Origin of the sequence: Granulicatella sp. HMSC30F09 (genome assembly GCF_001806915.1) — a bacterium.
GTDB lineage: Bacteria > Bacillota > Bacilli > Lactobacillales > Aerococcaceae > Granulicatella > Granulicatella adiacens.
Genome location: NZ_KV786434.1, coordinates 13,858 through 38,665, shown reverse-complemented (window position 1 = coordinate 38,665; position 24,808 = coordinate 13,858). Strand labels below are relative to the sequence as shown.

Genomic DNA, 24,808 nt, shown 5'->3' with positions numbered 1-24,808 from the left:
TACGCCCAGCATTTATAAGTAACACTGAGCGCATAACGTTATATAGCTTTTAATGTATCGATATCTATATTCTTATTAATTGATAATAAACATAGAACTTTTTTTGTAACTTTTTTGTTACAACTAATGCTTAATGCATCGGCGTATATATTCAATTGGACATTATATTTACGGACAATGCTTTGAATTCCTTCTATAGAATCTACGACATAATCTGTCTTATAGTCAAATACAATAATCTCATCGTCTAACTCGACATATCCATCGATAATACCGTGAATCATCATCAAATCATCTGTCTGAATCGATTTGAAGAATTTGCTAGCTTCAAGTACATATGAAAATGCTTGCTCACGGACTAATGCATTTGAATTTTGAACAATCCATTGACCAAATGTTGATTGGAAGAATTCGAACGCTTGTGTCACTGGAACTTTTGCAGCAACTTCTGGTGTAATTTCATTGGATTCCACTAAACTTCTAAGTAATTGTTCTAACGAATCTATTGTAATGGTACTTGTAAAGTCAACTTTCTGCATTAATAGGTGAAGAGCGCTACCTCTTTGAGCACCTGTAACAGTTGTTGAAGTAGTTTCCATAAAGCGTGGTTGTTCCAATGTAGGAGAGAGATAAATGGCTCTTCTCCCCTCTTCTATCAAGCTATTTTGCGATAATTCTTCAATAACTGGATCTTCAAGAACACGTTTTAATTCAGACACACTTTGATAGCTTGTTGTCTTGCTTTCAACGTCAAACTGGTAATCTTGTTGAATGGTTTTTAGCATACTTTGAACTCGAGCCTTCAATTCACCCGGAGAATTGGCTTCATTATAATATTCATGCCAATCTTTTTGGAAGACTTCCTTATCACTGATTTCATGGATATAGTGTTTGCTATTAGATACAATATCCGCCTTAGCAACAATTTCAGGAGTAATCTTGTATTGTTCGCGAATCGCACTCAGTAGCATCCAATTAAGGAATGTACTGCTTTTGAATCGTGCTTGATACGGTAAAATTTCACTAGATTCATTCGTTAAAAAGGCATATTTCTTCTTAAATGACTCGTAGTTTTTAATAGTACCTACAATAATTAGTTTTTCACGTGCACGCGTCATTGCTACATACAATTTACGCATTTCTTCGGATAATAATTTCTTCTTCTCGAAGTTTCTTGTAGCTACTGCTTGAACGGCTGGATACGTAATACGAGTGCTTAAATCAAAGTAATTTGTACCAACACCAATCTCATCAGAGCACATGATAGATGCTTTTAAGTCCTGCATATTGAATTTACGGTTTGTATCAATTAAGAATACGACTGGGAATTCTAACCCTTTACTTGCGTGAATCGTCATCACTTGAACAGCATTTGATTCTGTTGCAATCGGTGCTTCATCTAAGTCTTTTTCTTTCTTTTGAAGAGCTTCGATGAAGCGGATAAAGTTACGAACACCTTTAAAACTACTTGATTCATATTGATGCGCATGTTCATATAAAGCATGCAAGTTTACAGCTCTTTGCTCACCATTAGATTGTCCATGGACATATTCTAAGTAATGCGTATCCATATAAATTTCCCAGATTAACTGAGCAATCGATTCGTTATTCGCGCTGTCTCTCCATTTATTTAATAGTGTTAAAAAGCCTTCTAGACGCTCTTTAAGCGCTAATTGTTGCTTAGAATCGTAATAATCGACTTCTTGAAGCTCAAAATTTGAAACAAACTGGCAAACAGCCTCATAGTAACTTGTATTTTTCGATGACTTACGAATGTGCGCCAATGCAATCTCGTCTAAACCTACAAGTCCTGAACGCAATACAGCTACTAGCGGAATATCTTGTAATGGATTATCAATCACTTTTAGTAAAGAAATCATCGTCGTAATCTCTGTACGTTTAAAGTACGATTGCGCCTTTTGAACGTTTATAGGAATTCCGTAAGCAGCAAAAATTGATTCAATCTTATCATTGTTACTCTTTGTAGATGACAGAATCGCAAAGTCTCCATAATTTACGGAACGTTTTGCATCTGCCTTATCATTCATTACTTCAAAAGGTGTCTTTATCATTTCTTGAATGCGTTGCGCAACATAATGAATCTCATTTTCTACCTTTTCGAACCCTTCAGCATCCTCTAGATCATCCGAGTTTTCATCTAAATTAACATCTTCAATTAAAATAATTTCACTGGATTTATCATCATCTTGAGAATATGAAAGATTCCCTGTTTTCAATGCAGCAACGTCGTCATATTCCACTTGTCCCAACTCTTTATTCATAATTTGTTGGAATACTTTATTCGTAAAGGAAAGAACCTCATCTCTAGAACGGAAATTCTCTGCTAGAACAATTCTCTCCCCACTCTTTCCTTCGGCATACGCTTCGTATTTTTCACGGAATAGAGACGGATCTGCAAGACGGAACCCGTAGATAGATTGTTTCACGTCGCCTACCATAAAACGGTTATCGGGCTTGCTTACGAGCTCTAAAATCGCTTCTTGGACACGGTTAACATCCTGATACTCATCTACCATGACTTCTTTAAAGTGATTTTGATAGTATTCTGAAGCAATCTTTAACCCATTTTGATCCAATTTCGTTAAAATTCTCAAAGTATCATGCTCTAAATCTGAGAAATCAAGCTTATTTAATTGATGTTTTTCATCTTGGAAACGGTCATAGAACATCACTGCAATATCTGAAAGTTTCGATAGAATTCGATTTACTTTCGTCATTTGCTGCAACTGAACTTCTGGAGAAATCGCAAAGTAATCTTCTTTAATTTTTTGGAAGTCTTTTTTCAACCCTTCACGAATTGCTTTAATCTCATCGAGACTTTCTTTAACAGTCTCATCCACTTTAGCTGTAGACCAGTTCTTGAATTTTCTGTCTTCGAATGTTTGATACGCAAAAACATAGGATTCTTCTTGGATATGCACCAGAACAGCTTTAACAAAATCTAAATCATCTTCTAGAACTGCTTGATGCTTCGGTGCTCCAAGCAGTTCAATTTCTTTAAGAAGTTGATCATATTGAGTAACAAGGTAGCTTAACTCTTCGATTAACGCTGGTTTCACATACGTTTTTACGAAAGGTGTTGAAGCATAATCAGTTCCTACAGCATAGTTCTGCGTTAAATTCGATAACCATGTTTTAGGTTCTCTTTTTGAACGAGAATATTGATATAGACGGTAAACAGTATTCGTAATACCATCGTCTGAACGGTCGCTTGAGAACGTTGCAAATACTTCTTCATATTCTGGTTGCTCAAGAAGCTCTTCTTCCAACGCTCTCCAGACTTTTTCTTGCAGAAGTTGCCCTTCAATTTCATCCATCATTGTAAATACGGGGTCAATCCCTGCTAAATAGAAATAACGACGAATCACTTTCATACAGAAACTATGAATCGTTGAAATCATAGCAGACGGAATCAGTTGTAATTGTTTAGCGAAACGTTGCTGAAGGACTTCATCCGTTGATTTTTCAATCGCTTCTTCTAGTTTAGAACGAAGACGCTCCTTCATTTCTTTTGCTGCAAGTTCTGTAAAGGTTACAACTAGCAACTCATTAATGTCGATACCCTCTTGAATATGCATGAGAATCCGTTCTACAAGAACTTTTGTTTTCCCTGAACCAGCTGAGGCAGAAACAAGAAGATTGTTCCCACGAGTAGCTATCGCTTTCCATTGATCGGGTGTTGCTTGTAATCCTTTTGGTTTCTCTGGAATCATGCTTCTGTCTCTCCTTTCTTCTCTTGTAATTCATCTTGAATAAATGTAATCCCCTCTTCTTTTTCAAATTTAGGAAGAGTACGATATCTGTTTTCTGGGTTTGTAGCATCGAACTGTGCTATACTACTAAATTTACCGGATACAGAATCTGCATATTGTTTAAAGTCCTCGTAAGGAGCTAGTGTGATATCCCCAGATAGGATTCCTTTTCCTGCTTCTTGAATCTTTTCCCATACGAAATCTTTGAATAACTTCAATTCTTCTGTCGTATAAACACCATTTTTATAAGTTGCACTAATGCCTCCGTCTTTCTTAAGAGCAACATTCAAGACATTCGACTTACTCGTCTCAACTAATTCCGGATTGAGTCTAGCAATCTCATCAGAATTGATTAATCCACGGTGTTTAAACGCTTTTGTCCATTCTTGCATAAACTTATCTTCCGTTGGCACTTCTTTAATGCTGAATTTAGGATTATGCACATGGATATAGCTTGCTTCTAGAGGCGTTGGAATTACGCCTTTTTCACTGCGAATGATTTCTTCTGAAACTTTCAAATACGTTAACAGTTGGATTTGAACTCCTGCAATGAGTTTAGCGATTTCGAATTTTTGTTCAGAAGATTTATAGTCAATAATTCCGTTAAAAATTCCATTATCTGCTTGTAGTAAGTCGATACGGTCAATCTTCCCACGTAAATGAATAGATTGATTATGTCCAATTGGAATATGAATTGGATAGTTTCCAGAAGTCCCGAATACCACTTCGGTCATCCAAGGTTTTGTTTCTAGCGCTAAGGCTTGTTTTTGAAGCGCATTTGTCGTTTGCATTAGAGTTTGGTGTAACAATCCTTGGACAAAGTTTAAACGTCTAGAAGAGGATAAAATCGCAAATTTCGGATTGTCTTTCATTCGATTGAAGATATCTTTTTCAATAGCCAACTTTTGCTCTAACGTTAAGTCTCTTAGAGATATCCCACGTGCATTTAACTCTTTAATAAACTGATCAAAAAACTCGTGGAAGTATTCACCAGTATTGGCTGGTGAAAGCTCAAATTCTTGACGTTCTTTCAGTCTTAATCCGTATTGTAAGAAATGACTAAATGGATCTTTATAGTAAGTTTCAATTTGAGATGTTGATAAATTTAATTGATTTCCATAAAGCTCTTGCGCAAGAGAAAGTGGCAATTTACTCGCTACATTCAATCTAAAGACAGACGCTAGTAATGCGTGATAGTTAGCACTGAATGTGGCGTCAACTTTTAGTAAATGAGGAATTAATTTCCACAAGAAAACAATCTCTTCTTTTTCTTTGAACTTGTTCTCTCTCATCTTCAATAGAAGCGTTGTAAAGAGTTCATATGGAACAACGAAATCACCTTGTTCTAAGCGGTTTTGTCGGTTAAATGACCCATCCATTTCTTCTAGTTCATAGTGTTTTAATAAACGTTGTATGAAATTTGAAACCAGTTGCTCCTTACCATCTTTAGAAATAGCACAAGAGAGATATAGGTGATCTGTTGCGCTCATGAGTAACTGATAGAATACAAACGGCTCAACGGATTGCAGTTGACCTGTTGTTGGCGCAAGGAAGCGTCCACTATCTAGCTGGCTCGAAAAAAGTTCACGTTCGTCGTCGGTTAATAATCCTGTTTCATCGATATTTCGTGGCATTACACCTTGCGAGAGCCCTACTGCGAAAGTGATTTTCTTCGGTGTATAACGAACGGAATCCATCCCAGTGATGGTTAATTCATCTAATGTAGATGGTGCTAAATTATAGTGCGTTTGTTCAAAACCAGTATGAAGTAACATCATAAAGGTTTCCCAATCAAAGGATTTTTCACCAAAAAAATAAATATATTCATCTAGCAATCGGATAAATTCGGACCAAACTTGTTCTTGACGTCTAGCTGTTTCTACATCTCCTTCTTCAGCAGCAACATCTCTCCAATAAATAAAGGATTGATCAACGCCTAAAGTTAATAGTAATTGATATAATACAGAAACAGCTTCTTTCGTTGTAGCTGCTTGTTCTATTTTTTTGAATGCAGGTATTAATACACTTGTTAATTCATTCCGAAGTTGCTCTGCTTTTAGTAGAACTCGTGTATTTTTATCAGTCTGTTCCGCTTTCGAATCTTCGTCAATGGAATCTTCCACATACGCCCAAGGTTTCCCATTTGTCCATTGATACCCTTCGTAACCATTGGCAAGAATAACCGTTTCTGTTTCGTCTAATTGTTGTCTAAACGCTTGTAATTGGTCCTTAAGTGAAGTTTCATCGTCTTTATGCCATAAGACATATTCACTACGAAGAAGACTCATAATATCGGTATAACGCCAGTCATATTTCCAAATAGCAAAAAGCGCGTCTAGTACTTGAATGATTGGATGATGTTCCATAGAATCTGATAAATCGATAAATCCAGGAATATCGTATTGCTTTAAAAGCGATTCTAAAAATAAATGATTCTCTTCTAAATTACGTCCTAAAATTTGGATATCTTTGTAGCGAACTTTTCCAGTTTGCACCATTCTTTTAATTTTGGCAAAAGTTTCTTGGTACTCTTCTCTTTCGTCCGTATATTTAGTAAAAGTAATCTTTTGTAATGGCATTTTTTGTTCTGGTGTTCTTTTCACCTTTGGAAGTCCACCATTTGTTTCCAGCCAGAACTGTTCCACCTCTTTAAATTCTTCATCAAAGATAGATTCAGTATTTTCCCATTCGATGATGCGTGCTAAGTCATCTCCTCTATTGATCCATCTTGAGAGTCTCTCCAAGAGAATTCTATTTGAAGTAAACAGTGAATCTCCTATTTCATTCTTGGCAGTATGTACACCATAAGTTGTTAATGTAGCATGAAATTCAACGGTTGCCCCACTTCCCACTAAAGCTTCAATTACTTCCATTTCAGCCTTCGATAACGTCACCATTTCATCAATCGCAATAAAGGTATTGGATAAATCTTTAGAAGCAATGACACTACATAACTGGGCATAACTTTCTTCTTGGTGAACAAAATCTTGTTTTAGTGCATTCGTATAGTAACGATAAATAATTCCAAATTCTTTTAATCGTTGCTCATTTTCAGTAGGGTTGGTTGCTTCAAAAAAGCTTGAGAAATCCTCAATTTCAATTCCTCCTGATTGAAATTCATTCATTACTTTGCTTAGTTGTTCAAGAAAACCTTTATGACGAGCTTCGTTTTTAAAGAGTAATAGTTCGTTAGAATGTTCCTCCAAAATAGATTTCAAAAGCATTGTAATTCCTACTTTTGAAATGGAAATCTTTTCTGTAATAGCTTCATTACGAAGGAGGTACCATAATAAACGTTTAAAACTATAAACTTGTAGTCTCGTAGAAGCATAACTTCGGTTGGTTGAATTCGATAACAACTCTCCGACATTTCGAATCATTTCCATTTCAGCAGTAAATTTAATATGATCTGGAACGATATAGAACACTTGGTGTGTTTCTTTTTCTTTCAACCAATTTGAAAAACGTTCAGCAATCATCTTTGATTTATTGGTTGATTTTTTTGAAATTACAGCTTTAAATCCCATCATTATCCCTCCACTTAAAGTCTTCTTTAGTATATCATGAAATCAAACAAATACGGCTATTTATTGCAATAAAAAAACACCTTTAGTAGTTTTCTACTAAAAGTGTTTTTCCATATAAAAATAAAATTATCCCACTAATTTTTCTAAAAGATCGGGACGGAATCCAAAGAATGGTTCAACGCCATCAGCAACAATTACAGGTAATGATTGGAACCCTAATTCCTTCACTTCTGCTAAAGCCTCTTCTGACTCGAAAACATCTTTTACAGTGAATTCCACATTGTTATTTTCAAAAAATTGTTTTGTAAAATTACATTGCATACAATTTGGTTTAGAATAAAGAATAATATTACGATTTGACATATTACTTCTCCCCCTTTTATTTTTTCTGACAGAAGTTATCATACATCATTTTGTTCCAAAATACAATATATAGTTCTTATGAAAATACAATATCCATTTTCAACACAATATATAGTTTTTCACAAATTACTTATAAACGCTGATATCATAACCTTTATTCGTTACATATCCCTCTTTTTCCCATATATTTTTCTTTTGTTTTTTTGCTTTCTTTTCAATTTCTTGGAATTGCTTTAATAAACTTGTATTGGGTTCATATGCATAACCAACTCTCGCAAGACCTTCTTCAATTAGAATATCTTGAAGTAACTTACCATCCACATATACGTACATTAATGCACGGTCATACTTATCTGCATGGTCCCCAACATCGAAACTTCCTTCAATTTTCTTTGCATTCTTCAACAATTCTTCAGTACGTTTCTTCGCCTCATCCGCAAATGGTTGAGCCTCTTTTCCCTCTTTAGCAGTTTCAGGCGCATCTACAATCAATAAGCGAACTTTGAACTCTTTTCCTTCATAACTCAGATGAAACGTATCTCCATCAGCTCCGTACACATATTTAAAAGGATACTTTTTCATGCTTTCAAAGAAATCAAAGTTTTTTCCCGTAAAAGAAGAATTAGACGTATTTTGAGAAGTTCTGGAAGAAGAATGAGCATTTGATTTATTGGTAGCTTTTTGCTCTCCAAAAGCTTTATAAAGAGCAAATACGATTAAGATAATAATTGAAATAATAGTACTAATCATTTTCCATTGTTTTTGTGTCATTACCCTTCTCCTTTATAAATAAAAAAGAGGCAAATGCCCCTTAATTATTCAAATTATACTTCTAAAAGTTCTTTCTCTTTAGTTGCAGCTAATTTGTCAATGTTTTTAACACTGTCATCCGTAACTTTTTGAATGTCCTTTTCTAATGTATGTAATTCATCTTCTGTAATTTCTTTTGCTTTTTCAGCTTTTTTTGCTTGATCAATTGCATCACGACGAATATTACGTACGCTTACTTTTGCATTCTCAGCTTCTTTACCTACTTGTTTAGCTAATTCTTTACGACGTTCTTCTGTTAATTGCGGAATAATTAAACGAATTACGGAACCATCACTTGTTGGCGTAATTCCAATATCGCTCATTAAAATCGCACGTTCAATGTCATTTAATGAAGATTTGTCATAAGATGTAATTAAAAGCATACGCGCTTCAGGAACCGTAATTGAAGCTAATTGGTTTACAGGAGTTAAAGCACCGTAATATTCCACTTCAAGACGATCTAAAAGACTTGCGTTCGCACGTCCCGCACGAATGGAGCCCAATTCACGTTGAAGTGCGTCTTCAGATTTTTTCATACGCTCTTTTGTATGAGCTAAAATTTCGCTAGTTGACATATCCTATTTCCCCCTAACAGTTGTACCAATGTTTTCCCCTAATACAACGCGTCTGATATTTCCTGGTTCATTTAAGTTAAATACCACCAATGGAATATCATTATCCATCGAAAGTGAACTTGCAGTGGTATCCATCACTTTCAATCCCTTTTGAATAACATCCAAGTGTGTTAACTCATTATATTTTTTCGCATTAACGTCAACACGTGGATCAGCACTATAAACACCATCCACATTGTTTTTCGCCATTAAGATTGCATCTGCTTCAATTTCTGCAGCTCGTAAAGCAGCAGCTGTATCAGTTGAAAAATATGGATTCCCTGTACCACCGGCAAAGATCACAACACGTTCTTTTTCTAAGTGACGTACCGCTCTACGACGAATATAAGGCTCAGCAATTTGGCGCATGTCAATTGAAGTTTGAACACGAGTTGGAACACCTACGTTTTCTAACGCATCTTGAAGCGCAAGAGCGTTCATTACAGTAGCTAACATTCCCATATAGTCTGCTTGAGCACGCTCCATACCAACTTCTTCGCCAGTAATTCCACGCCAGATGTTACCACCACCGACAACAATTGCGATTTCAACACCAAGATCATGAACCTCTTTTAATTCTTTAACAACTTCTTTAATCGTTGGTGGATTAATCCCGAAGCCTGCTTGGCCAGCTAAAGCCTCACCACTTAATTTTAAAACCACACGTTTATATTTTGGTTCAACCATTGCTTTGTCTCCTTAATCTTTATAAAAAAAGGGAATAGCGGGTAGTGGACTACCATATTCCCTATCTTCAACAATAATTATTTTCTAACTTGTCCCATTACTTCTTCAGCGAAGTTATCAACACGTTTTTCTAAACCTTCACCAACTTCATAACGGTGGAATAATTTAACTTTTCCGCCTTTAGAAGCAACGAATTTAGAAACTGTTTGATCAGGATCTTTAACGAATGGTTGATCGTTTAAGCTGATTTCAGCTAAGAATTTGTTTAAACGTCCAGCGATCATTTTTTCTACGATGTTAGCTGGTTTACCTTCGTTTAATGCTTGTTCAGTAAGAACTTTCTTTTCATGTTCTAATTCTTCTTCTGAAACTTGTGAACGGTCAATATATTTAGGGTTGATTGCAGCGATGTGCATTGAAACATCTTTAGCTGCTGATTCATCAGTTGTACCTTCCACAACTGTTAACACACCAATACGTCCGCCCATGTGTAAGTATGCACCGAAAGCATCTGCATCAGATTTTTCAACGATTTCAAAACGACGTAAAGTAATTTTTTCACCGATAACTGTAGTAGCTTCAGCAATCACATCAGAAATTTTTCCGTTTGGAGTTTCAACTTCAAGAGCTTCCTCTAATGTAACAGGGTTTGCTTTTAAGATTGCTTCAGAAACTTCTTTAACTAATGCTTGGAATTTGTCGTTTTTAGCAACGAAGTCAGTTTCAGCATTCACTTCCAAGATAACTGCGCGGTTTCCTTCTACTAATACATTAGTAATCCCTTCAGCAGCGATACGGTCTGCTTTTTTAGCAGCTTTTGCCAATCCTGCTTCACGTAAGAAATCAACTGCTTTGTCGATATCTCCTTCAACTTGAACTAATGCTTTTTTAGCATCCATCATACCTACGCCAGTCATATCGCGTAATTGTTTTACTAATTGAGCTGTAACTTGAGCCATTCTCAATTCCTCCTATAAATTGCTTTAAAATTTTTATGAACTTTTTAAAAAAGCTGTTTGAATTGAAAAGTCTATTTCGCCTCTTTCTGATTCAAACAGCTTAACAGTTAGTGATTATTCAGCGTTGTCGCCTTCAACTAATTTTTCGATATCTTCTAATGAAGTATCTTTATCTAAGTCTTCAACGTCTACTGCTACGTCTTCACCTTGGTTACCTTCGATGAATGCATCAGCCATTTTAGCAACGATTAATTTAACCGCGCGGATAGCATCATCATTTGATGGAATAACAACATCAATTTCATCTGGATCACAGTTTGTGTCAACCATAGCAACGATTGGAATGTTTAATTTGTGAGCTTCTTGAACAGCAATGCGTTCTTTACGAGGGTCAACGATAAACATTACATCAGGAATGCGTGGCATATCTTTAATACCACCTAAGTATTTTTCAAGTTTGTCTAATTCTTTTAATAGAATACCAACTTCTTTTTTAGGTAATACTTCGAAAGTACCGTCTTCTTGCATTTCTTTGATTTTTTTCAAACGTTTGATACGTGTTTGGATTGTATCCCAGTTAGTTAAAGTACCACCTAACCAACGATGGTTAACGTAGTATTGACCTGAACGGATTGCTTCGTCTTTAACAGCATCTTGTGCTTGTTTTTTAGTACCAACGAATAATGCAATACCACCGTTTTCAGCAACTTCATGCATGTAGTTATATGCATCGTCCACTAATTTAACAGTTTTTTGTAGGTCGATGATATAGATACCATTTCTTTCTGTGAAGATGTATCTCTTCATCTTAGGGTTCCAGCGACGTGTTTGGTGACCGAAATGTACACCAGCTTCTAACAATTGTTTCATTGAAATAACTGCCATTTTTGTTTTCCTCCAATTTGGTTTATATTTTCCTCCCCAATTTTCAGCGATAAGACCTCTTCTAAAAGAAGCACCAATCTTAACATCCAATTAGGTGTGAATTTTTTTGGTTTTTACACCATCAATGATTGTACATGAAAGTTATTTAAAATGCAAGAAAATTCTATTGTTTTCATGACGAAACAATTCTATTTCAATTCATCTTCTTCAAAATAACCTAACCCATTTTCCACAACAAAAGTACTAATCACATCTCTCGTTTTTCCATTCACCTCAGCACTACCCTTGAATTGATAGACTCCATCCCAAAAGGAGCCTCTTGGTAATGCTTCAAGTACTTCTTTAAAGTATTCTAGGTTAGATAACCCTGCTTTTTGCGCTTTAGAAGTTAATTCAGAATAGAAAATGAGATCAATATTTGCGTAAATTTGATCGTTCTTCATCGCTTGCTTTACATCAATATTGTAAAACCCAGCAGCGTCTTGATCCCCTTTTTCGACATTTCGAAGCGATTCAGCAATTAAAAACGCCGTAAATTCATACCCGTCTGTTGGATAAAAATCAACTCTAGATTCTTTTACCAGCTCAACTTTAAAAGCTGTATTAATGGTATCAGCAATTGTATAAGACACTTTTAATTTATTTAATTTCGCTTTATAAAGGGTGAGTAAAAAGTTGAATTCCTCATATTTCACTTTATCAAGTCGTTCGCGCTCTTTATCAGTTTTTAATAGTTCTTTGATTTTTTGAACATTCTCATTTGAAATTGCTAATTCATATTGATCTCCAGCCTCTTCAGAAATTGTATAATTTTTTGAATAAGAATATCCGTCCGAAAACTGCTCAGTATATTCCAAACTCACTTCATATCCTCGTAATTCAAATGCGTGCTTTTTATTTTTTACTTTTACAGTCCCATTTAGTCCGAAGTCTTTAAACTCTTGAGGATAGTTTTTCCCAGAATTGAAAAGTGATGGTGCTGAAATCGATGAAAATGCAGTTGATACTAACAAAATATTCGTAATAATAATTAAAAACAATCCAAATACAAAATGGTATTTGGCATCATTATTGTCCTCTCTATGGAGCCATAGCTTTTGATAAACCGCAATGATAAAAATCAATGTAAGAATTAAACTTAAAGCGAATGTTTCAGAAAAATGATTCATAAAATCAATGAACTTTAGTTTTCCTTTTATTAAATCAGCGCTCTGAATAAAGTAGCTTACAATTACAAGAACCAACTGAATAAAACTTGAATTCCTGATATTTTCATCCTCTTTAAATCCGACCATTAATCGTATTGGATCGATGAGTAAAAAGAGATTTCCAAAAGCAATCAGTGCCCACGATACAATAACAAAAAGCCATGCAAAAGAAGGAAACTCTCCAGATGGATACAAATAGAAAAGAACATTATAGATTAAATATCCAATGATCACTAAACTCAGCCGAAAAAAACTGACTGTATTTCGTTTCATAAAAGTTCCTCCTTACTTATCATAGATTACGGATTTCTCATTTCGTCTGGTTCAAAATGACTACTTCCGTTTTCAATTACCATCGTAACCGTCACTAATTGATCTTTACCATCAACTTTTGTCGTGCCAGTGAATTTATAAGTCCCATCCTCAAGCGTTCCAGATGGAATCTCAGATAGTATCTTTTTAAGATAATCTACACGACTTGCGTTTTTATCCTTAAGGAATTGATCGAACTCAAGGTAATTCACATAACCAAAGTGAGCAATCATCGCTTTATTTAAGACATCAATATTATAAAAACCAGCGACTTCAGTATCCCCGTTTGCTCTATTTTTCAGAGCGTTTTTAATAATCAAGCTATAAAACTCTGGAGGATTTTTTGGATAAAGACTCAAACCGTATTTTTCTACTAGTTTAAACCCAACCGCATTATTAACTTTATCGATTAGTTCTGTATCAATGTTACGTTTTCTGATTAAGTCCTTATAAAGGAATAGCACAAATTGAAATTCTTGTTTCTTTACTTTATCGAATAATTCATTTTCTTCATCGGTCTCAAGATACTTACTAATTTCTTCAACAAGCTGATCGTCCAGTTTGGTTACATGAGTCCCGCTTCGAACTTCTACAACATCAATTAACTCCCAGAAATAACTACCATCCGATAATTTCTCATCATAATGTAAACTAGTACGAGAACCAACATACGGTTCAATTAATTGCGTTTTTTCTCGAACCTCAACTTTTCCAGTGAAGCCGAAATCTTTAAACTCCTCTACATATAGTTTATTTGAATCAAAAACAGACGCCTTGCTATTCGTGAATAATAAGAAGTTACAAAGTAAGACCACGGAAAACCCGAAAACTAAACTGAAAACGGATGACAACTTTTCTTGTTGCTCTATTGCTCTTTTTTGAATAACGCCTATTATGAAAATAACCGAATAAATGATGCTTGTACCAACTAAAAGCGGATAATGTTCGACATAATTAATTGGCCACAATATCCCTGCACTTAAGTTCGTTAGTTGGAAACATAAACCAATACTAGCAGAGATGACTTGAATCATACTGGTTACTTGAATCATTTTATTCTTTTCATAAGTAGCTCTTAATTTAACGATGTCTCTAAAAAGTAAGATGTTTCCTAAAACAATCATGGCTAAAGATAAAAAGAAAATCGGCCAAACAATAAAGAACGCATAGCCTCCGGAATAATCAAGCATATAATAGACAAGATTATAAATTAAATACCCTAATAAGACTAAACTTAGTCGAAAATAACTGATTTTATATTCTTTCATAGGAAATTCTCCGTAAAATTCTTACCATTATTATACCATATATAACGAAAAAAGAGAGGGTTTCCATGAGTGTTTTGAACTTGCAAAAAACGTTGAATTCACGCATACTACAATTACAGAGAAACTAAAGGAGAATTCTATGATATACAAAATCACTTTATGGATTGTTCGAGGCCTTCTTGTTTTACTCAATGGCTTTGGCGATTACCAAGGAAAAGATAAGTTACCCAAAGATACAGGATATGTATTAGTTGCACCACACCGTTCTTGGCTAGACCCAGTGATGATGGCGATTGCTGTTTATCCTCAACCTCTTGTCTTAATGGCAAAACAAGAATTATTCAAACCAAAACCATTCGCTTGGTTTATTAAGAAACTTGGTGCTTTTCCAGTGAACCGTGAAAAACCAGGACCGAGCGCGATTAAATATCCTGTCCAACAAATTAAGGAAAATCAAAAAGCCCTTGTTATCTTCCCTACTGGAACACGTTACTCTAACGAGATGAAAGGTGGCGCTGTGATGATTGCTCGTCTAGCAAAAGCCCCTATCGTTCCAATGGTGTATCAAGGACCGTTAACATTCAAGGATATTATTAAGCGTAAAAAAATGCATGTAAGAATTGGCGACCCAATCTATATTGCAGACCAAAAACTAACAAAAGAAGAAATTGCAAATTACGATCAAGTACTAATTCAAAAATTCGATGAACTCGATAAGGAAATCGATCCAAATTATGTATATGAATTACCTGTAAAAAAATAACGTGATACCGTATACGGTATCACGTAAAAAACCATCGGAATACTCCGATGGTTTTTTTGCTTTATTTTTTAGCTCTTTTTTTAGCTTGTGCTTTCATTGAAGCAGCAATTTGACGAACTTTTTGTTCAGATGGTTTTTGACCCATTTGAGTCATCATGCTACGAATCATATCTTCATCAAATGGTGGGTTTTCTGCGAAGTAATTCATCATTGTACGACGTGCGATAAAGAAACCACCGATCGCACCTGCGATTGCAGCAAGAATCACGATTAAAATCCATGCTCCTGTTGACATTTGGCTTTCTCTCCCTTCAATATGTGTATCCTTAACTATTGTACTAAATTATGAAGAAAATGAAAAGCCTCGCGGTAAAGTTTTCATTTGTTAATTTCGCAAATCAGGAACACATTGAAAAATTATTTTACTAAGCTTTTTGCCAAAACATAGTTTCCTAAAGTAGCTGAACCGTTATTATCAACGGCTGGAGTAACAATAAAGTCTTTTACTGGCGGAGTTGGTACATATCCATTTAGTAATTCCTCAAACATACGATGAACGCGTTCTAACATATGATTTTGAGCCATAACTCCTCCTCCAAAAACAATCTTTTCGGGACGGAAAGTTAGAGTTGCTTGGACAGCAGCTTGCGCAATATAGCTAGCCTGAACATCCCAAACATCACTTGCGATATCGATATGTTCCCCACGCACTCCAGTACGTGCTTCTAAACTTGGTCCAGCAGCTAAACCTTCAAGACAGCCTTTATGGAAAGGACAAACGCCATCAAAATTATTTGCCACATCAATTGGGTGCTTACTTACATAAACATGTCCCATTTCAGGATGGCTAGTTCCTCCGATAAATTCACCACGTTGAATTACACCCGCACCAATTCCGGTACCGATTGTATAATAAACAAGCGTTTCGATATTTTCTCCACGATTGTTACGCGCATAAACTTCTCCGTAAGCAGAACTATTTACATCTGTTGTGAAGTAAATAGGCACATCTACTCTCTTTTTCAACGCACCAACAACATCCACATTTGCCCAATTTGGTTTTGGTGTTGTCGTGATGAATCCATATGTTTTAGATTTAGGATCCATATCAATTGGTCCAAATGACCCGATTCCAATTGCAGCTAGATTTTTAAATTTTGCAAAAAAGTCCGCTGTCTTTTTTAACGTTTCTTTTGGAGTCGTTGTAGGAAATTGAAGTTCTTCAACAGTATTAAAATCTTCATCAGCAACTGCACAAATAAACTTTGTGCCTCCAGCTTCTAAACTTCCATATAAGTTTGTCATAGGCCTTAAGCTCCCTTAGTTATTTTTAATTATTGTATCATATTTTTACCTAAAAAAAGAAGACGAATCCTGTAATAGAATTCGTCTTCTAGAAAAATTATACATGTAACTCTAATACTCGAGTTTTATTCGTAACAGAACCAGTTGCGATTGGAGTCACTTCTGCATAATCCATTGTGTTAGTGATAATGACCATTGTTGTGTCATCTAACCCATTTGCAGCAATCACTTCAGAATCAAATGTTCCGATGATATCCCCTGCTTTTACACGGTCTCCTTGAGATACTTTTGCTTCAAATCCTTTACCATTCAACGAAACAGTATCGATTCCGACGTGAATGAGAATTTCAGCACCATTATCTGTTTTTAAACCATATGCATGACCTGTTGGGAACGCAATCGCGATTTCGGCATCTGCTGGAGCATATACAACTCCTTTGGATGGCTTCACTGCAATCCCTTGTCCCATAACTCCGCTAGAGAAAACAGGATCATTTACCTCGCTTAAAGCCACAACTTCGCCAACAATTGGTGAATGTAATTTTTCATCAGTACGTTCAGTCGCAGGCGCACCTACTTCTTTCTCTTGAGTTTCTTGTGAAGAAGGTCCTTCTGCTTCAACAGGAGTATCTAACATTGAATCGTCGTAACCGAATAAATAAGTAAACGTAAATCCTAATGCAAATGATACTGCAACCATGAATAAGTATTGTGGTAATTGTTGATTTCCGACATAAAGCATTGAACCAGGAATGATTGTAATTCCGTTACTTGTACCCGCTAATCCTAGTAAAGCTGAAAGAGCTCCACCTAACGCACCTGCTAACAATGAAAGAACGAATGGTTTACGGAATCGTAAGTTTACCCCGAAGATAACAGGCTCTGTAATTCCAAGGAAAGCAGATAAAGCCGCTGGGAATGTTAATGCTTTTAATTTTGGACTCTTCGTTTTAACACCAATCGCAACCGCCGCAGCCCCTTGAGCCGTCATCGCAGCTGTAATAATAGCATTAAATGGGTTTTGTCCAGTCGCTGATAATAAGTTAATTTCTAATAAATTGAAGATATGGTGAACTCCAGAAACAACGATTAATTGATGTGTACCACCAATGATTAGTCCACCAAGACCAAATGGTAAATACAATACAGTTGTTGTAAGTGAAAGAATCACTTTCTCTACTTGATGGAAGATTGGTCCTAATACAAAAAGTCCTAAAATTGACATTACAAATAATGTAATAAAAGGTGTTACTAATAAGTCCAATACTTCCGGTACATATTTTCTGACCCATTTTTCAAAATTAGCACCTACAACCCCGATGATAAACGCTGGTAAAACAGAACCTTGTAATCCAACGACATCCACAAGACCGAAGAATTTAATTGGAACAATTTCCCCACCTTGAGCAACCTCCCAAGCGTTAGGAAGAGAACCAGAAATTAACATCAGACCAAGTACAATTCCGATTGTTTGATTCCCACCAAACACTTTAAACGTAGACCAAACTACTAAGGCCGGTAATGCGATAAAGGCCGTATCTGTTAAGATTTTAGAATAGATTAAAAAGTCAGATGGTAATACAACACCAAAAGCCTCTAACAATCCACGAAGCCCCATGAAAAGACCTGTTGCAACAATGGCTGGAATGATTGGAACAAATACATCCCCGAATGTACGAACAGCGCGTTGGAACCAGTTCCCTTGCTTAGCTGCTTCGGCTTTCATTTCGCTAGTTGTTGAAGTTGGTAATCCAAGAGATACCACTTCATCATAAATACGGTTTACAGTTCCTGTACCGAAAATAATTTGGAATTGTCCTGCGTTGAAGAACGCCCCTTGAACTTTCTCAATATTCTCGACTCTATTCGTATCGATTTTTTCCTTATCTTTTACCATGATACGAAGACGCGTTGCACAGTGCGCTACACTACTAACGTTGTCTTTGCCACCAATGGCTTCGATAACACTTTTAGCAATTTCAATATTATTCATCCATTACACTCTCCTTTATAAAAATTGTTACTAATAATAGCACATTTATTTCATTTCGAATTGTATCATTATACCGTTATAAGTCAAGTTACATCTGATATTGAATCACTAAAAGAACACTTCCTCCAAAAAAGCTTGCATTTACGCGCAAAAACACGTACTGTAAAGATACAATTTTAGAGGAGGAATCCATCATGAAATGGACAACTGAAAAGAGATATAAAAGGTATGAAGATTGGTCAGAGGCTGAAAAAGAACAATTAAAGTCTACAATGGAAAAATCTCCTTGGAGAGCGAAATATCACGTAGAACCATCTAGCGGATTATTAAATGACCCAAACGGATTTTCTTATTTTGATGGCAAATGGATTTTATTCTACCAAAACTTTCCTTTCGGAGCGGCTCATGGTTTAAAATCATGGGTACAACTGGAAAGTGATAATCTTGTGACCTTTAAAGAAACTGGAGTCAAGGTACTACCAGATACTCCACTCGATAGTCATGGTGCGTATTCAGGTAGTGCAATGCAATTTGGTGATCAATTGTTTCTATTTTATACAGGAAATGTTAGAGATGAAAATTGGGTTCGTCACCCTTACCAATTAGGGGCACTTATGGATAAAGACGGTCATATTGAAAAACTTGGAAAAGATTTGATTCCAAAACCAAGTGATGCTACAGATCACTTTAGAGACCCTCAAATTTTTCAATATAAAGATCATTATTACGCGATTGTAGGAGGTCAAAACCTAGATAAAAAAGGGTTTGTTCGCCTCTACCGCTCTGTTAATAACGATTATACAAATTGGGAAGAAATTGGAGATTTAGATTTTAAGAATGACAATACCGCTTATATGATGGAATGTCCGAACTTAGTATTCGTAGATGACAAACCAGTACTCATTTACTGCCCTCAAGGATTAGATAAAGACGTATTCCACTACGATAATATTTATCCAAACTTATATAAAATCGGTGAAACATTCGACCCAGAAAATGCGACGATCACACCAGTTTCTAAGCCCCATCAATTAGATTACGGTTTTGACGTCTATGCTACTCAAGCGTTTAACGCACCAGACGGGCGTGCGCTTTGCATCAGCTGGCTTGGATTACCAGATGTTTCTTATCCTAGCGATATTTACGAACACCAAGGAATCTTATCTTTAGTGAAAGAACTTTCCATTAAAAATGGTAAATTATATCAAACTCCTGTAAAAGGAATTGAAAAACTTCGCCAATCTTCACTTCCGTTTAATAAATATATTAAAAACACATCGAATTGCTACGAGTTAAACCTTAAATTAAAAGGCGATATGATTCATGAACTTATTCTGTTCTCAGACAAGGATGGCAATGGACTATCCCTAATATTTAATCTTGTAGATGGTGAGGTTGTAGTTGACCGTAGCAATGTTGGAGAAGCCTTAGCTACAGAATATAGTAGTGTTCGTTCAGCACCAGTTGCTCCAGCAGACACTACTGCGCGTATTTTTATTGATAATTCTGTCTTTGAAATCTTTGTTAATGATGGAGAAATGGTCTTTTCTGGCCGTGTCTTCCCTCGCGCGGATCAAACACAAATTTCAATTTTACAAGGAGATCCAACTGGGGTCTATTATCCACTGCTTTCATTTACAAATCCAAACTAAAAAAAGAAGATCCGATAGGATCTTCTTTTTTATGCTTCAACCAATCGGTGAATCCATCTTCCTGAGAACACTCGTTTCAATCCAATTACTGCTTTACATAGTTCTTCAGCTCCAGCACAGATTACGACCAGTTGTACTGGAAAATGCCAAATTGCAGCTGCAAGTAATGCTAACGGAACGCCCACTAGCCACACACAAGCCATTTCAAGTTTCATGCCGTATTGTGTATCGCCTCCACCACGTAAAATACCAACAAGAATAATTGAATTTAAGGTTTTAAATACAAAAATAATTCCCATAATTTGAAGCAATTGCATTCCAAGTTCAAATACTTCTGGACTTAAATGAGCAAACATTAATAAAGTCCATTGTGGCGTTAAACTTTGAATAGCTCCAATGACTGCTCCAATAACAAGAGAAATCATTAAAAAGCGTTTCGCTTCTTGTTGAGCTTTTTCCAGTTCATTTCGTCCTACACGGTTTCCTAACATAATGCTACAACTACTACCCACTCCACGTACTAGGATAAATGATAAATTTTGTACAGCAACAGCAACTTGAACAGCAGCAGTTGCTTGAGTTCCAACCATTGCGTAGGCGGCACTATAAAATACTTGTCCTAATGCCCAGAAAGTTTCATTAACAATTACTGGGAATGTTGTTACCCAAAAACTCATCCAAAAACCTTTTGAAATTTTAGACCAATAGCGACCAATTGGTAGATGAATTGGGCCGCTATAAAAACTAACAACACCAAAGAGGACGCCCACTTCAACGATACGAGCAATTAAAGTAGCAACAGCAGCTCCAACGACTCCAAGTGCAGGTGCTCCGAATTTACCAAAGATAAAGACATAGTTAAAGAAAGCATTCGTAATAAAACTACAAATGGTGGCAACTAGAGGAATTTTTGGGCTTCCTGTTGTACGAAGTGCATTTGTCATCGCAAAACTCCAAGCTGTAAATACATAACTTAAAGCGGCTACTCGTAAGTAATCACCTCCAGCTTGAACAACAAACGGATCCTGAGTAAATAAACGCAAAATTTCTTGAGGAAATAGTATACCAAGAAGCATAAATACAACACTGACAGCGGTAGATAGCAGTAAACTCATTTGATTAACTGCTTGAACTTTCTTTGTATCTCTAACACCCCAATATTGAGAGAAGAGAACTGCAGATCCTGTATGAATCCCAAAACAGATTAACGTAAATAGGAAAAATACCTGATTTGCAAGCCCGACACCCGCAATACTTGCATCTCCCAGAGAAGAAATCATTATTGTATCTAATGTATTTAAGAAAGACGTTAATAAGCTTTGAAGAGATACAGGAATTGCAATGGCAAGCATTTGCCGATAAAAATGTTGACGTTCTTTATCCATTCATAATCTCCTTTCAAATTCAAAGTAAAAAGGCGCACTGAACGCCTTTTTACAACTCATTATTTTTCTTCTTCGTTTAAGTTTAGAACCGACATGAAAGCTTCTTGTGGAACTTCAACAGACCCCACTTGTTTCATACGTTTCTTCCCTTCTTTTTGTTTCTCTAATAATTTACGTTTACGAGAAACGTCTCCTCCATAACATTTTGCAAGCACGTTTTTACGAAGAGCTTTAATATTTGTACGAGATAGAATCTTATTTCCAATAGCAGCTTGAATAGGAACTTCAAATTGCTGACGTGGAATTAAAGTTCTTAATTTTTCTGTGATAGCTTTACCACGTCCATAAGCAAAGTCTTTATGAACAATAATACTTAAAGCATCCACTACTTCACCATTTAACATGATGTCCATCTTCACTAAATTACTTGGTCTATAACCAATTAAATCATAATCCAATGATGCGTATCCTTTAGTACTTGATTTTAACGAATCAAAGAAATCAAAGATAATCTCAGAAAGTGGCATTTCGTATATCACATTCACACGATATTCATCTAAATAATCCATGGTTACAAAAACACCACGCTTACGTTGACAAATATCCATTACGCTTCCCACATATTCGTTTGGCACCATAATAGATGCTTTTACGTAAGGTTCTTCAATGGATTGCACACTTGATTGGTCTGGCATTTCAGCTGGGTTTGAAACTACCACTTCTGTACCATCAGTCTTTTGTACATGATAAATAACAGATGGTGCTGTTGTAATTAAGTCTAAATCAAATTCGCGCTCTAAGCGTTCTTGAATAACATCCATATGAAGTAATCCTAAGAATCCACAACGGAAACCAAATCCAAGAGCCTGAGAAGTTTCTGCCTCAAACTGGAGCGCAGCATCATTTAATTGTAATTTTTCTAAAGCATCACGTAAATCATTATATTTTGATGAATCAATTGGATATAAACCACAGTACACCATCGGATTCATTTTACGGTATCCGTCTAAAGGTTCACTAGCAGGGTTATTCGCTAAAGTAACCGTATCCCCTACACGAGTATCTTGAATCGTTTTGATAGATGCAGTAATATAGCCCACATCTCCAACCATTAAGTAATCACGACTGATTGGTTTTGGTGAGAAGATTCCAACATCCACTACATCAAATGTCTTCCCATTACTCATCAATTGAATTTTATCGCCAGGTTTTACAATCCCGTTTTGAATACGGACATTTAGTACAACCCCGCGATACGCATCATAGACAGAGTCGAAAATCAACGCTTGTAACGGTGCTTCAATATCTCCAGTAGGCGCAGGTATTTTTTCTACAATCTGTTCCAAAATTTCTGGAATACCAATTCCAACTTTAGCACTAGCCAGAACTGCCTCACTAGCATCAATGCCAATAACATCTTCAATTTCTGTTCGCACTCTTTCTGGGTCCGCCGCAGGAAGATCGATTTTATTAATAACAGGAATGATTTCTAAATCATTATCAATTGCTAAATACACATTCGCCAAAGTTTGCGCTTCAATCCCTTGAGCAGCATCCACTACAAGAATGGCCCCTTCACAGGCTGCTAAACTACGTGAAACTTCGTATGTGAAGTCCACATGCCCAGGTGTATCGATTAAGTGGAAAATATACTCTATGCCATCTTTAGCATCATATGTTAATTCCACAGCATTTAATTTAATGGTAATGCCACGTTCTCTTTCAAGATCCATCGAGTCTAATAATTGGTCTTGCATCTCACGGTCAGCAACAGTATCAGTTGCTTGTAAGATACGATCGGCCAATGTAGACTTTCCGTGGTCAATATGAGCGATAATCGAAAAGTTTCGAATACGCTTTTGTCTTTCTTTCATTTGTTCTAAATTCATGAATAACTCCTTAATCACTACTACAATAAAATTCAAATAATTCTATCAAACTACATTAATAATGGCAAGAACAATTCAGCTAAGTATAAGAAGATAAAGAATCCTAATACGTCTGTAGCTGTTGTTACAAAAATCGTTGATGAAATGGCTGGGTCTAAATTCAGTTTCTTTAAGAATAAAGGTACAAAGAAGCCGAAGAATGCTCCTACCATTAAGTTCATTGCCATTGCTAAAATGACGATAATCGATAAGAAAAAGTTTTGATATGGGATGTAGAGTGCAATCGCTGCAAAAATCCCTGTAATAATCCCATTCACTAATCCAAGCCAGATTTCATTTAATACATACTTTTTATCTTTTTCCCAAGTTAGTTGACCAATTGCAACCTCTTGAATAACCAGTGCTAATGTTTGAGAAGCTGAATTCCCACCCATTCCTGTAATAATTGGCATGGCAACCGCTAGAACAACAACTTGCTCAATCGTGTCTTGGAATAATCCAACAACCGCACTTGCCATAAAGGCTGTAATTAAGTTGATTAACAGCCAAGGGGTCCGTTTTTGAATCGATTCTTTAAAAGGTCCACCGATTCGTTCTGTTCCTTCAACCCCACTAATTAATAACATATCTTCGTGGTGCTCTTCTTGTAAGACGTGAACGATATCATCGATTGTGATGATCCCAAGTAACACATTTTGCTTATTGACTACTGGCACGACAGATAAGTCATACTTAGTAGAAATACGGGCCACTTCTTCTTGGTCTTCTTCTGGTAAGACGGAAATAATATTCGTATGCATCACATCGTGTAAACTCTCATCTAAATCATGCGTGAATAAATCACGAATATCAATCCAACCAATTAATTTCCGTTGTAAACTCGTTACAAAAATAATATTGATAATTTCTGAGTTTGGAGAAATCTCTCTTAGTTTAGAAAGAGTTTCTTCTACGGTTAAGTGTTCTTTTACCGTAATGTACTCCGTTGTCATAATCCCCCCGGCAGTATCCGGAGCGTAATTTAACATCGTTTGAATATCATCTTGAGAACTTTGCTTCATCATTTTGATATAACGCTTACGTATTCCCACTGGTAAATTCCCTAAAATATCCACGACATCATCATTTGACATTTGCTGGAACAGTAAAATTACACGTCTAAATGGTAATTTCTCAAGCATTCGTAATTGGAATTCAGGTTCAGCAACTTCTAAAATCGAAGCAAGTCTTGTATTCGAGATAGAGAACATGAAATTCTTTAGAACGTCATCGTCAACTTCTTCTAACGCTAAAGCGATATCAATCGGATAATTCTCATTAAAAAGCTCTCTTATTTTCTTGACATCTTTATTCGAAACAATAAGTGCAATATTATCTTTCATGACTCTTCTCCTTCCTTTTCCAATAGTACCAGT

Annotated in this window: 18 protein-coding genes; 2 read left to right on the top strand and 16 right to left on the bottom strand. The window is 36.0% G+C overall.

Translation table 11 applies throughout. The annotated features are described in order from the left end of the window. Positions 1–38: 38 nt before the first annotated feature. The 10 genes from addA to HMPREF3103_RS07775 all read right to left on the bottom strand — a co-directional run bounded on the left by addA (position 39) and on the right by HMPREF3103_RS07775 (position 14,406). Positions 39–3,734 (bottom strand): helicase-exonuclease AddAB subunit AddA, encoded by a 3,696-nt coding sequence (addA, locus tag HMPREF3103_RS07820; RefSeq protein ID WP_070438971.1) that lies wholly within the window; start codon positions 3,732–3,734, stop codon positions 39–41. Beyond that, entirely contained in the window at positions 3,731–7,303 is a 3,573-nt protein-coding gene (locus tag HMPREF3103_RS07815) for a PD-(D/E)XK nuclease family protein (RefSeq protein ID WP_083278773.1), read from the bottom strand. Before HMPREF3103_RS07815 ends, addA begins: the two co-directional genes overlap by 4 nt. A 123-nt stretch (positions 7,304–7,426) precedes the next feature. Then, complete coding sequence (gene nrdH, locus HMPREF3103_RS07810; protein ID WP_039848779.1) at positions 7,427–7,663, bottom strand: glutaredoxin-like protein NrdH; 237 nt, start codon at positions 7,661–7,663, stop codon at positions 7,427–7,429. A gap of 126 nt (positions 7,664–7,789) precedes the next feature. Further along, a complete protein-coding gene (locus tag HMPREF3103_RS07805) occupies positions 7,790–8,434 on the bottom strand; it encodes a thermonuclease family protein (RefSeq protein ID WP_083278772.1) in 645 nt (214 codons plus the stop codon). A gap of 53 nt (positions 8,435–8,487) precedes the next feature. Further along, the gene (gene frr, locus HMPREF3103_RS07800) at positions 8,488–9,048 is read right to left on the bottom strand and encodes a ribosome recycling factor (protein ID WP_070438965.1); all 561 of its coding nucleotides are present in this window, start codon (positions 9,046–9,048) and stop codon (positions 8,488–8,490) included. A 3-nt stretch (positions 9,049–9,051) separates the two neighbouring features. Next, a complete protein-coding gene (gene pyrH, locus HMPREF3103_RS07795; RefSeq protein ID WP_048781980.1) occupies positions 9,052–9,774 on the bottom strand; it encodes a UMP kinase in 723 nt (240 codons plus the stop codon). A 77-nt stretch (positions 9,775–9,851) separates the two neighbouring features. Beyond that, positions 9,852–10,733 (bottom strand): translation elongation factor Ts, encoded by an 882-nt coding sequence (gene tsf / locus HMPREF3103_RS07790; protein WP_070438962.1) that lies wholly within the window; start codon positions 10,731–10,733, stop codon positions 9,852–9,854. A 114-nt stretch (positions 10,734–10,847) separates the two neighbouring features. Then, on the bottom strand, positions 10,848–11,618 hold the full coding sequence (gene rpsB / locus HMPREF3103_RS07785) for a 30S ribosomal protein S2 (protein WP_039848780.1): 771 nt from the start codon (positions 11,616–11,618) through the stop codon (positions 10,848–10,850). Positions 11,619–11,806: 188 nt separating this feature from the next. Then, a complete protein-coding gene (locus HMPREF3103_RS07780) occupies positions 11,807–13,099 on the bottom strand; it encodes a hypothetical protein (RefSeq protein ID WP_070438959.1) in 1,293 nt (430 codons plus the stop codon). A 26-nt stretch (positions 13,100–13,125) separates the two neighbouring features. Further along, on the bottom strand, positions 13,126–14,406 hold the full coding sequence (locus HMPREF3103_RS07775; RefSeq protein WP_070438956.1) for a hypothetical protein: 1,281 nt from the start codon (positions 14,404–14,406) through the stop codon (positions 13,126–13,128). 139 nt (positions 14,407–14,545) lie between these two features. Between HMPREF3103_RS07775 and HMPREF3103_RS07770 the strand changes: the two genes are divergently transcribed. Further along, positions 14,546–15,169 carry a lysophospholipid acyltransferase family protein gene (locus HMPREF3103_RS07770; protein ID WP_070438953.1) on the top strand — a complete coding sequence of 208 codons (624 nt, stop codon included), beginning with the start codon at positions 14,546–14,548 and terminating at the stop codon, positions 15,167–15,169. A gap of 61 nt (positions 15,170–15,230) precedes the next feature. On the opposite strand, the gene HMPREF3103_RS07765 is transcribed toward HMPREF3103_RS07770, so the two are convergent. From HMPREF3103_RS07765 to HMPREF3103_RS07755, 3 genes are all read right to left on the bottom strand, one after another. Beyond that, positions 15,231–15,464 (bottom strand): YneF family protein, encoded by a 234-nt coding sequence (locus HMPREF3103_RS07765; protein ID WP_005605509.1) that lies wholly within the window; start codon positions 15,462–15,464, stop codon positions 15,231–15,233. 122 nt (positions 15,465–15,586) lie between these two features. After that, entirely contained in the window at positions 15,587–16,474 is an 888-nt protein-coding gene (gene scrK / locus HMPREF3103_RS07760) for a fructokinase ScrK (protein WP_070438950.1), read from the bottom strand. A 97-nt stretch (positions 16,475–16,571) separates the two neighbouring features. Next, the gene (locus HMPREF3103_RS07755) at positions 16,572–18,467 is read right to left on the bottom strand and encodes a PTS sucrose transporter subunit IIABC (RefSeq protein WP_070438947.1); all 1,896 of its coding nucleotides are present in this window, start codon (positions 18,465–18,467) and stop codon (positions 16,572–16,574) included. A 194-nt stretch (positions 18,468–18,661) separates the two neighbouring features. On the opposite strand from HMPREF3103_RS07755, the gene HMPREF3103_RS07750 reads away from it, so the two are divergent. After that, positions 18,662–20,119, top strand: a complete 1,458-nt coding sequence (locus tag HMPREF3103_RS07750) for a sucrose-6-phosphate hydrolase (RefSeq protein ID WP_070438945.1) — start codon at positions 18,662–18,664, stop codon at positions 20,117–20,119. A 29-nt stretch (positions 20,120–20,148) separates the two neighbouring features. On the opposite strand, the gene HMPREF3103_RS07745 is transcribed toward HMPREF3103_RS07750, so the two are convergent. The 3 genes from HMPREF3103_RS07745 to mgtE are packed head-to-tail and all read right to left on the bottom strand — an operon-like array spanning position 20,149 to position 24,775. Next, on the bottom strand, positions 20,149–21,504 hold the full coding sequence (locus tag HMPREF3103_RS07745; RefSeq protein ID WP_070438942.1) for an MATE family efflux transporter: 1,356 nt from the start codon (positions 21,502–21,504) through the stop codon (positions 20,149–20,151). Positions 21,505–21,563: 59 nt separating this feature from the next. After that, positions 21,564–23,393 (bottom strand): translation elongation factor 4, encoded by a 1,830-nt coding sequence (lepA, locus tag HMPREF3103_RS07740; RefSeq protein ID WP_070438939.1) that lies wholly within the window; start codon positions 23,391–23,393, stop codon positions 21,564–21,566. Positions 23,394–23,443: 50 nt separating this feature from the next. Beyond that, positions 23,444–24,775: a magnesium transporter gene (gene mgtE, locus HMPREF3103_RS07735; RefSeq protein ID WP_049555412.1), complete on the bottom strand. Its 1,332-nt coding sequence runs from the start codon at positions 24,773–24,775 to the stop codon at positions 23,444–23,446. Between the last annotated feature and the right edge of the window lie 33 nt (positions 24,776–24,808).

Coding starts and splice junctions, on each gene's coding strand:
- addA (WP_070438971.1), bottom strand. CDS start 3,734: ATGATTCCAGAGAAACCAAAAGGATTACAAGCAACACCCGATCAATGG.
- HMPREF3103_RS07815 (WP_083278773.1), bottom strand. CDS start 7,303: ATGATGGGATTTAAAGCTGTAATTTCAAAAAAATCAACCAATAAATCA.
- nrdH (WP_039848779.1), bottom strand. CDS start 7,663: ATGTCAAATCGTAATATTATTCTTTATTCTAAACCAAATTGTATGCAA.
- HMPREF3103_RS07805 (WP_083278772.1), bottom strand. CDS start 8,434: ATGACACAAAAACAATGGAAAATGATTAGTACTATTATTTCAATTATT.
- frr (WP_070438965.1), bottom strand. CDS start 9,048: ATGTCAACTAGCGAAATTTTAGCTCATACAAAAGAGCGTATGAAAAAA.
- pyrH (WP_048781980.1), bottom strand. CDS start 9,774: ATGGTTGAACCAAAATATAAACGTGTGGTTTTAAAATTAAGTGGTGAG.
- tsf (WP_070438962.1), bottom strand. CDS start 10,733: ATGGCTCAAGTTACAGCTCAATTAGTAAAACAATTACGCGATATGACT.
- rpsB (WP_039848780.1), bottom strand. CDS start 11,618: ATGGCAGTTATTTCAATGAAACAATTGTTAGAAGCTGGTGTACATTTC.
- HMPREF3103_RS07780 (WP_070438959.1), bottom strand. CDS start 13,099: ATGAAACGAAATACAGTCAGTTTTTTTCGGCTGAGTTTAGTGATCATT.
- HMPREF3103_RS07775 (WP_070438956.1), bottom strand. CDS start 14,406: ATGAAAGAATATAAAATCAGTTATTTTCGACTAAGTTTAGTCTTATTA.
- HMPREF3103_RS07770 (WP_070438953.1), top strand. CDS start 14,546: ATGATATACAAAATCACTTTATGGATTGTTCGAGGCCTTCTTGTTTTA.
- HMPREF3103_RS07765 (WP_005605509.1), bottom strand. CDS start 15,464: ATGTCAACAGGAGCATGGATTTTAATCGTGATTCTTGCTGCAATCGCA.
- scrK (WP_070438950.1), bottom strand. CDS start 16,474: ATGACAAACTTATATGGAAGTTTAGAAGCTGGAGGCACAAAGTTTATT.
- HMPREF3103_RS07755 (WP_070438947.1), bottom strand. CDS start 18,467: ATGAATAATATTGAAATTGCTAAAAGTGTTATCGAAGCCATTGGTGGC.
- HMPREF3103_RS07750 (WP_070438945.1), top strand. CDS start 18,662: ATGAAATGGACAACTGAAAAGAGATATAAAAGGTATGAAGATTGGTCA.
- HMPREF3103_RS07745 (WP_070438942.1), bottom strand. CDS start 21,504: ATGGATAAAGAACGTCAACATTTTTATCGGCAAATGCTTGCCATTGCA.
- lepA (WP_070438939.1), bottom strand. CDS start 23,393: ATGAATTTAGAACAAATGAAAGAAAGACAAAAGCGTATTCGAAACTTT.
- mgtE (WP_049555412.1), bottom strand. CDS start 24,775: ATGAAAGATAATATTGCACTTATTGTTTCGAATAAAGATGTCAAGAAA.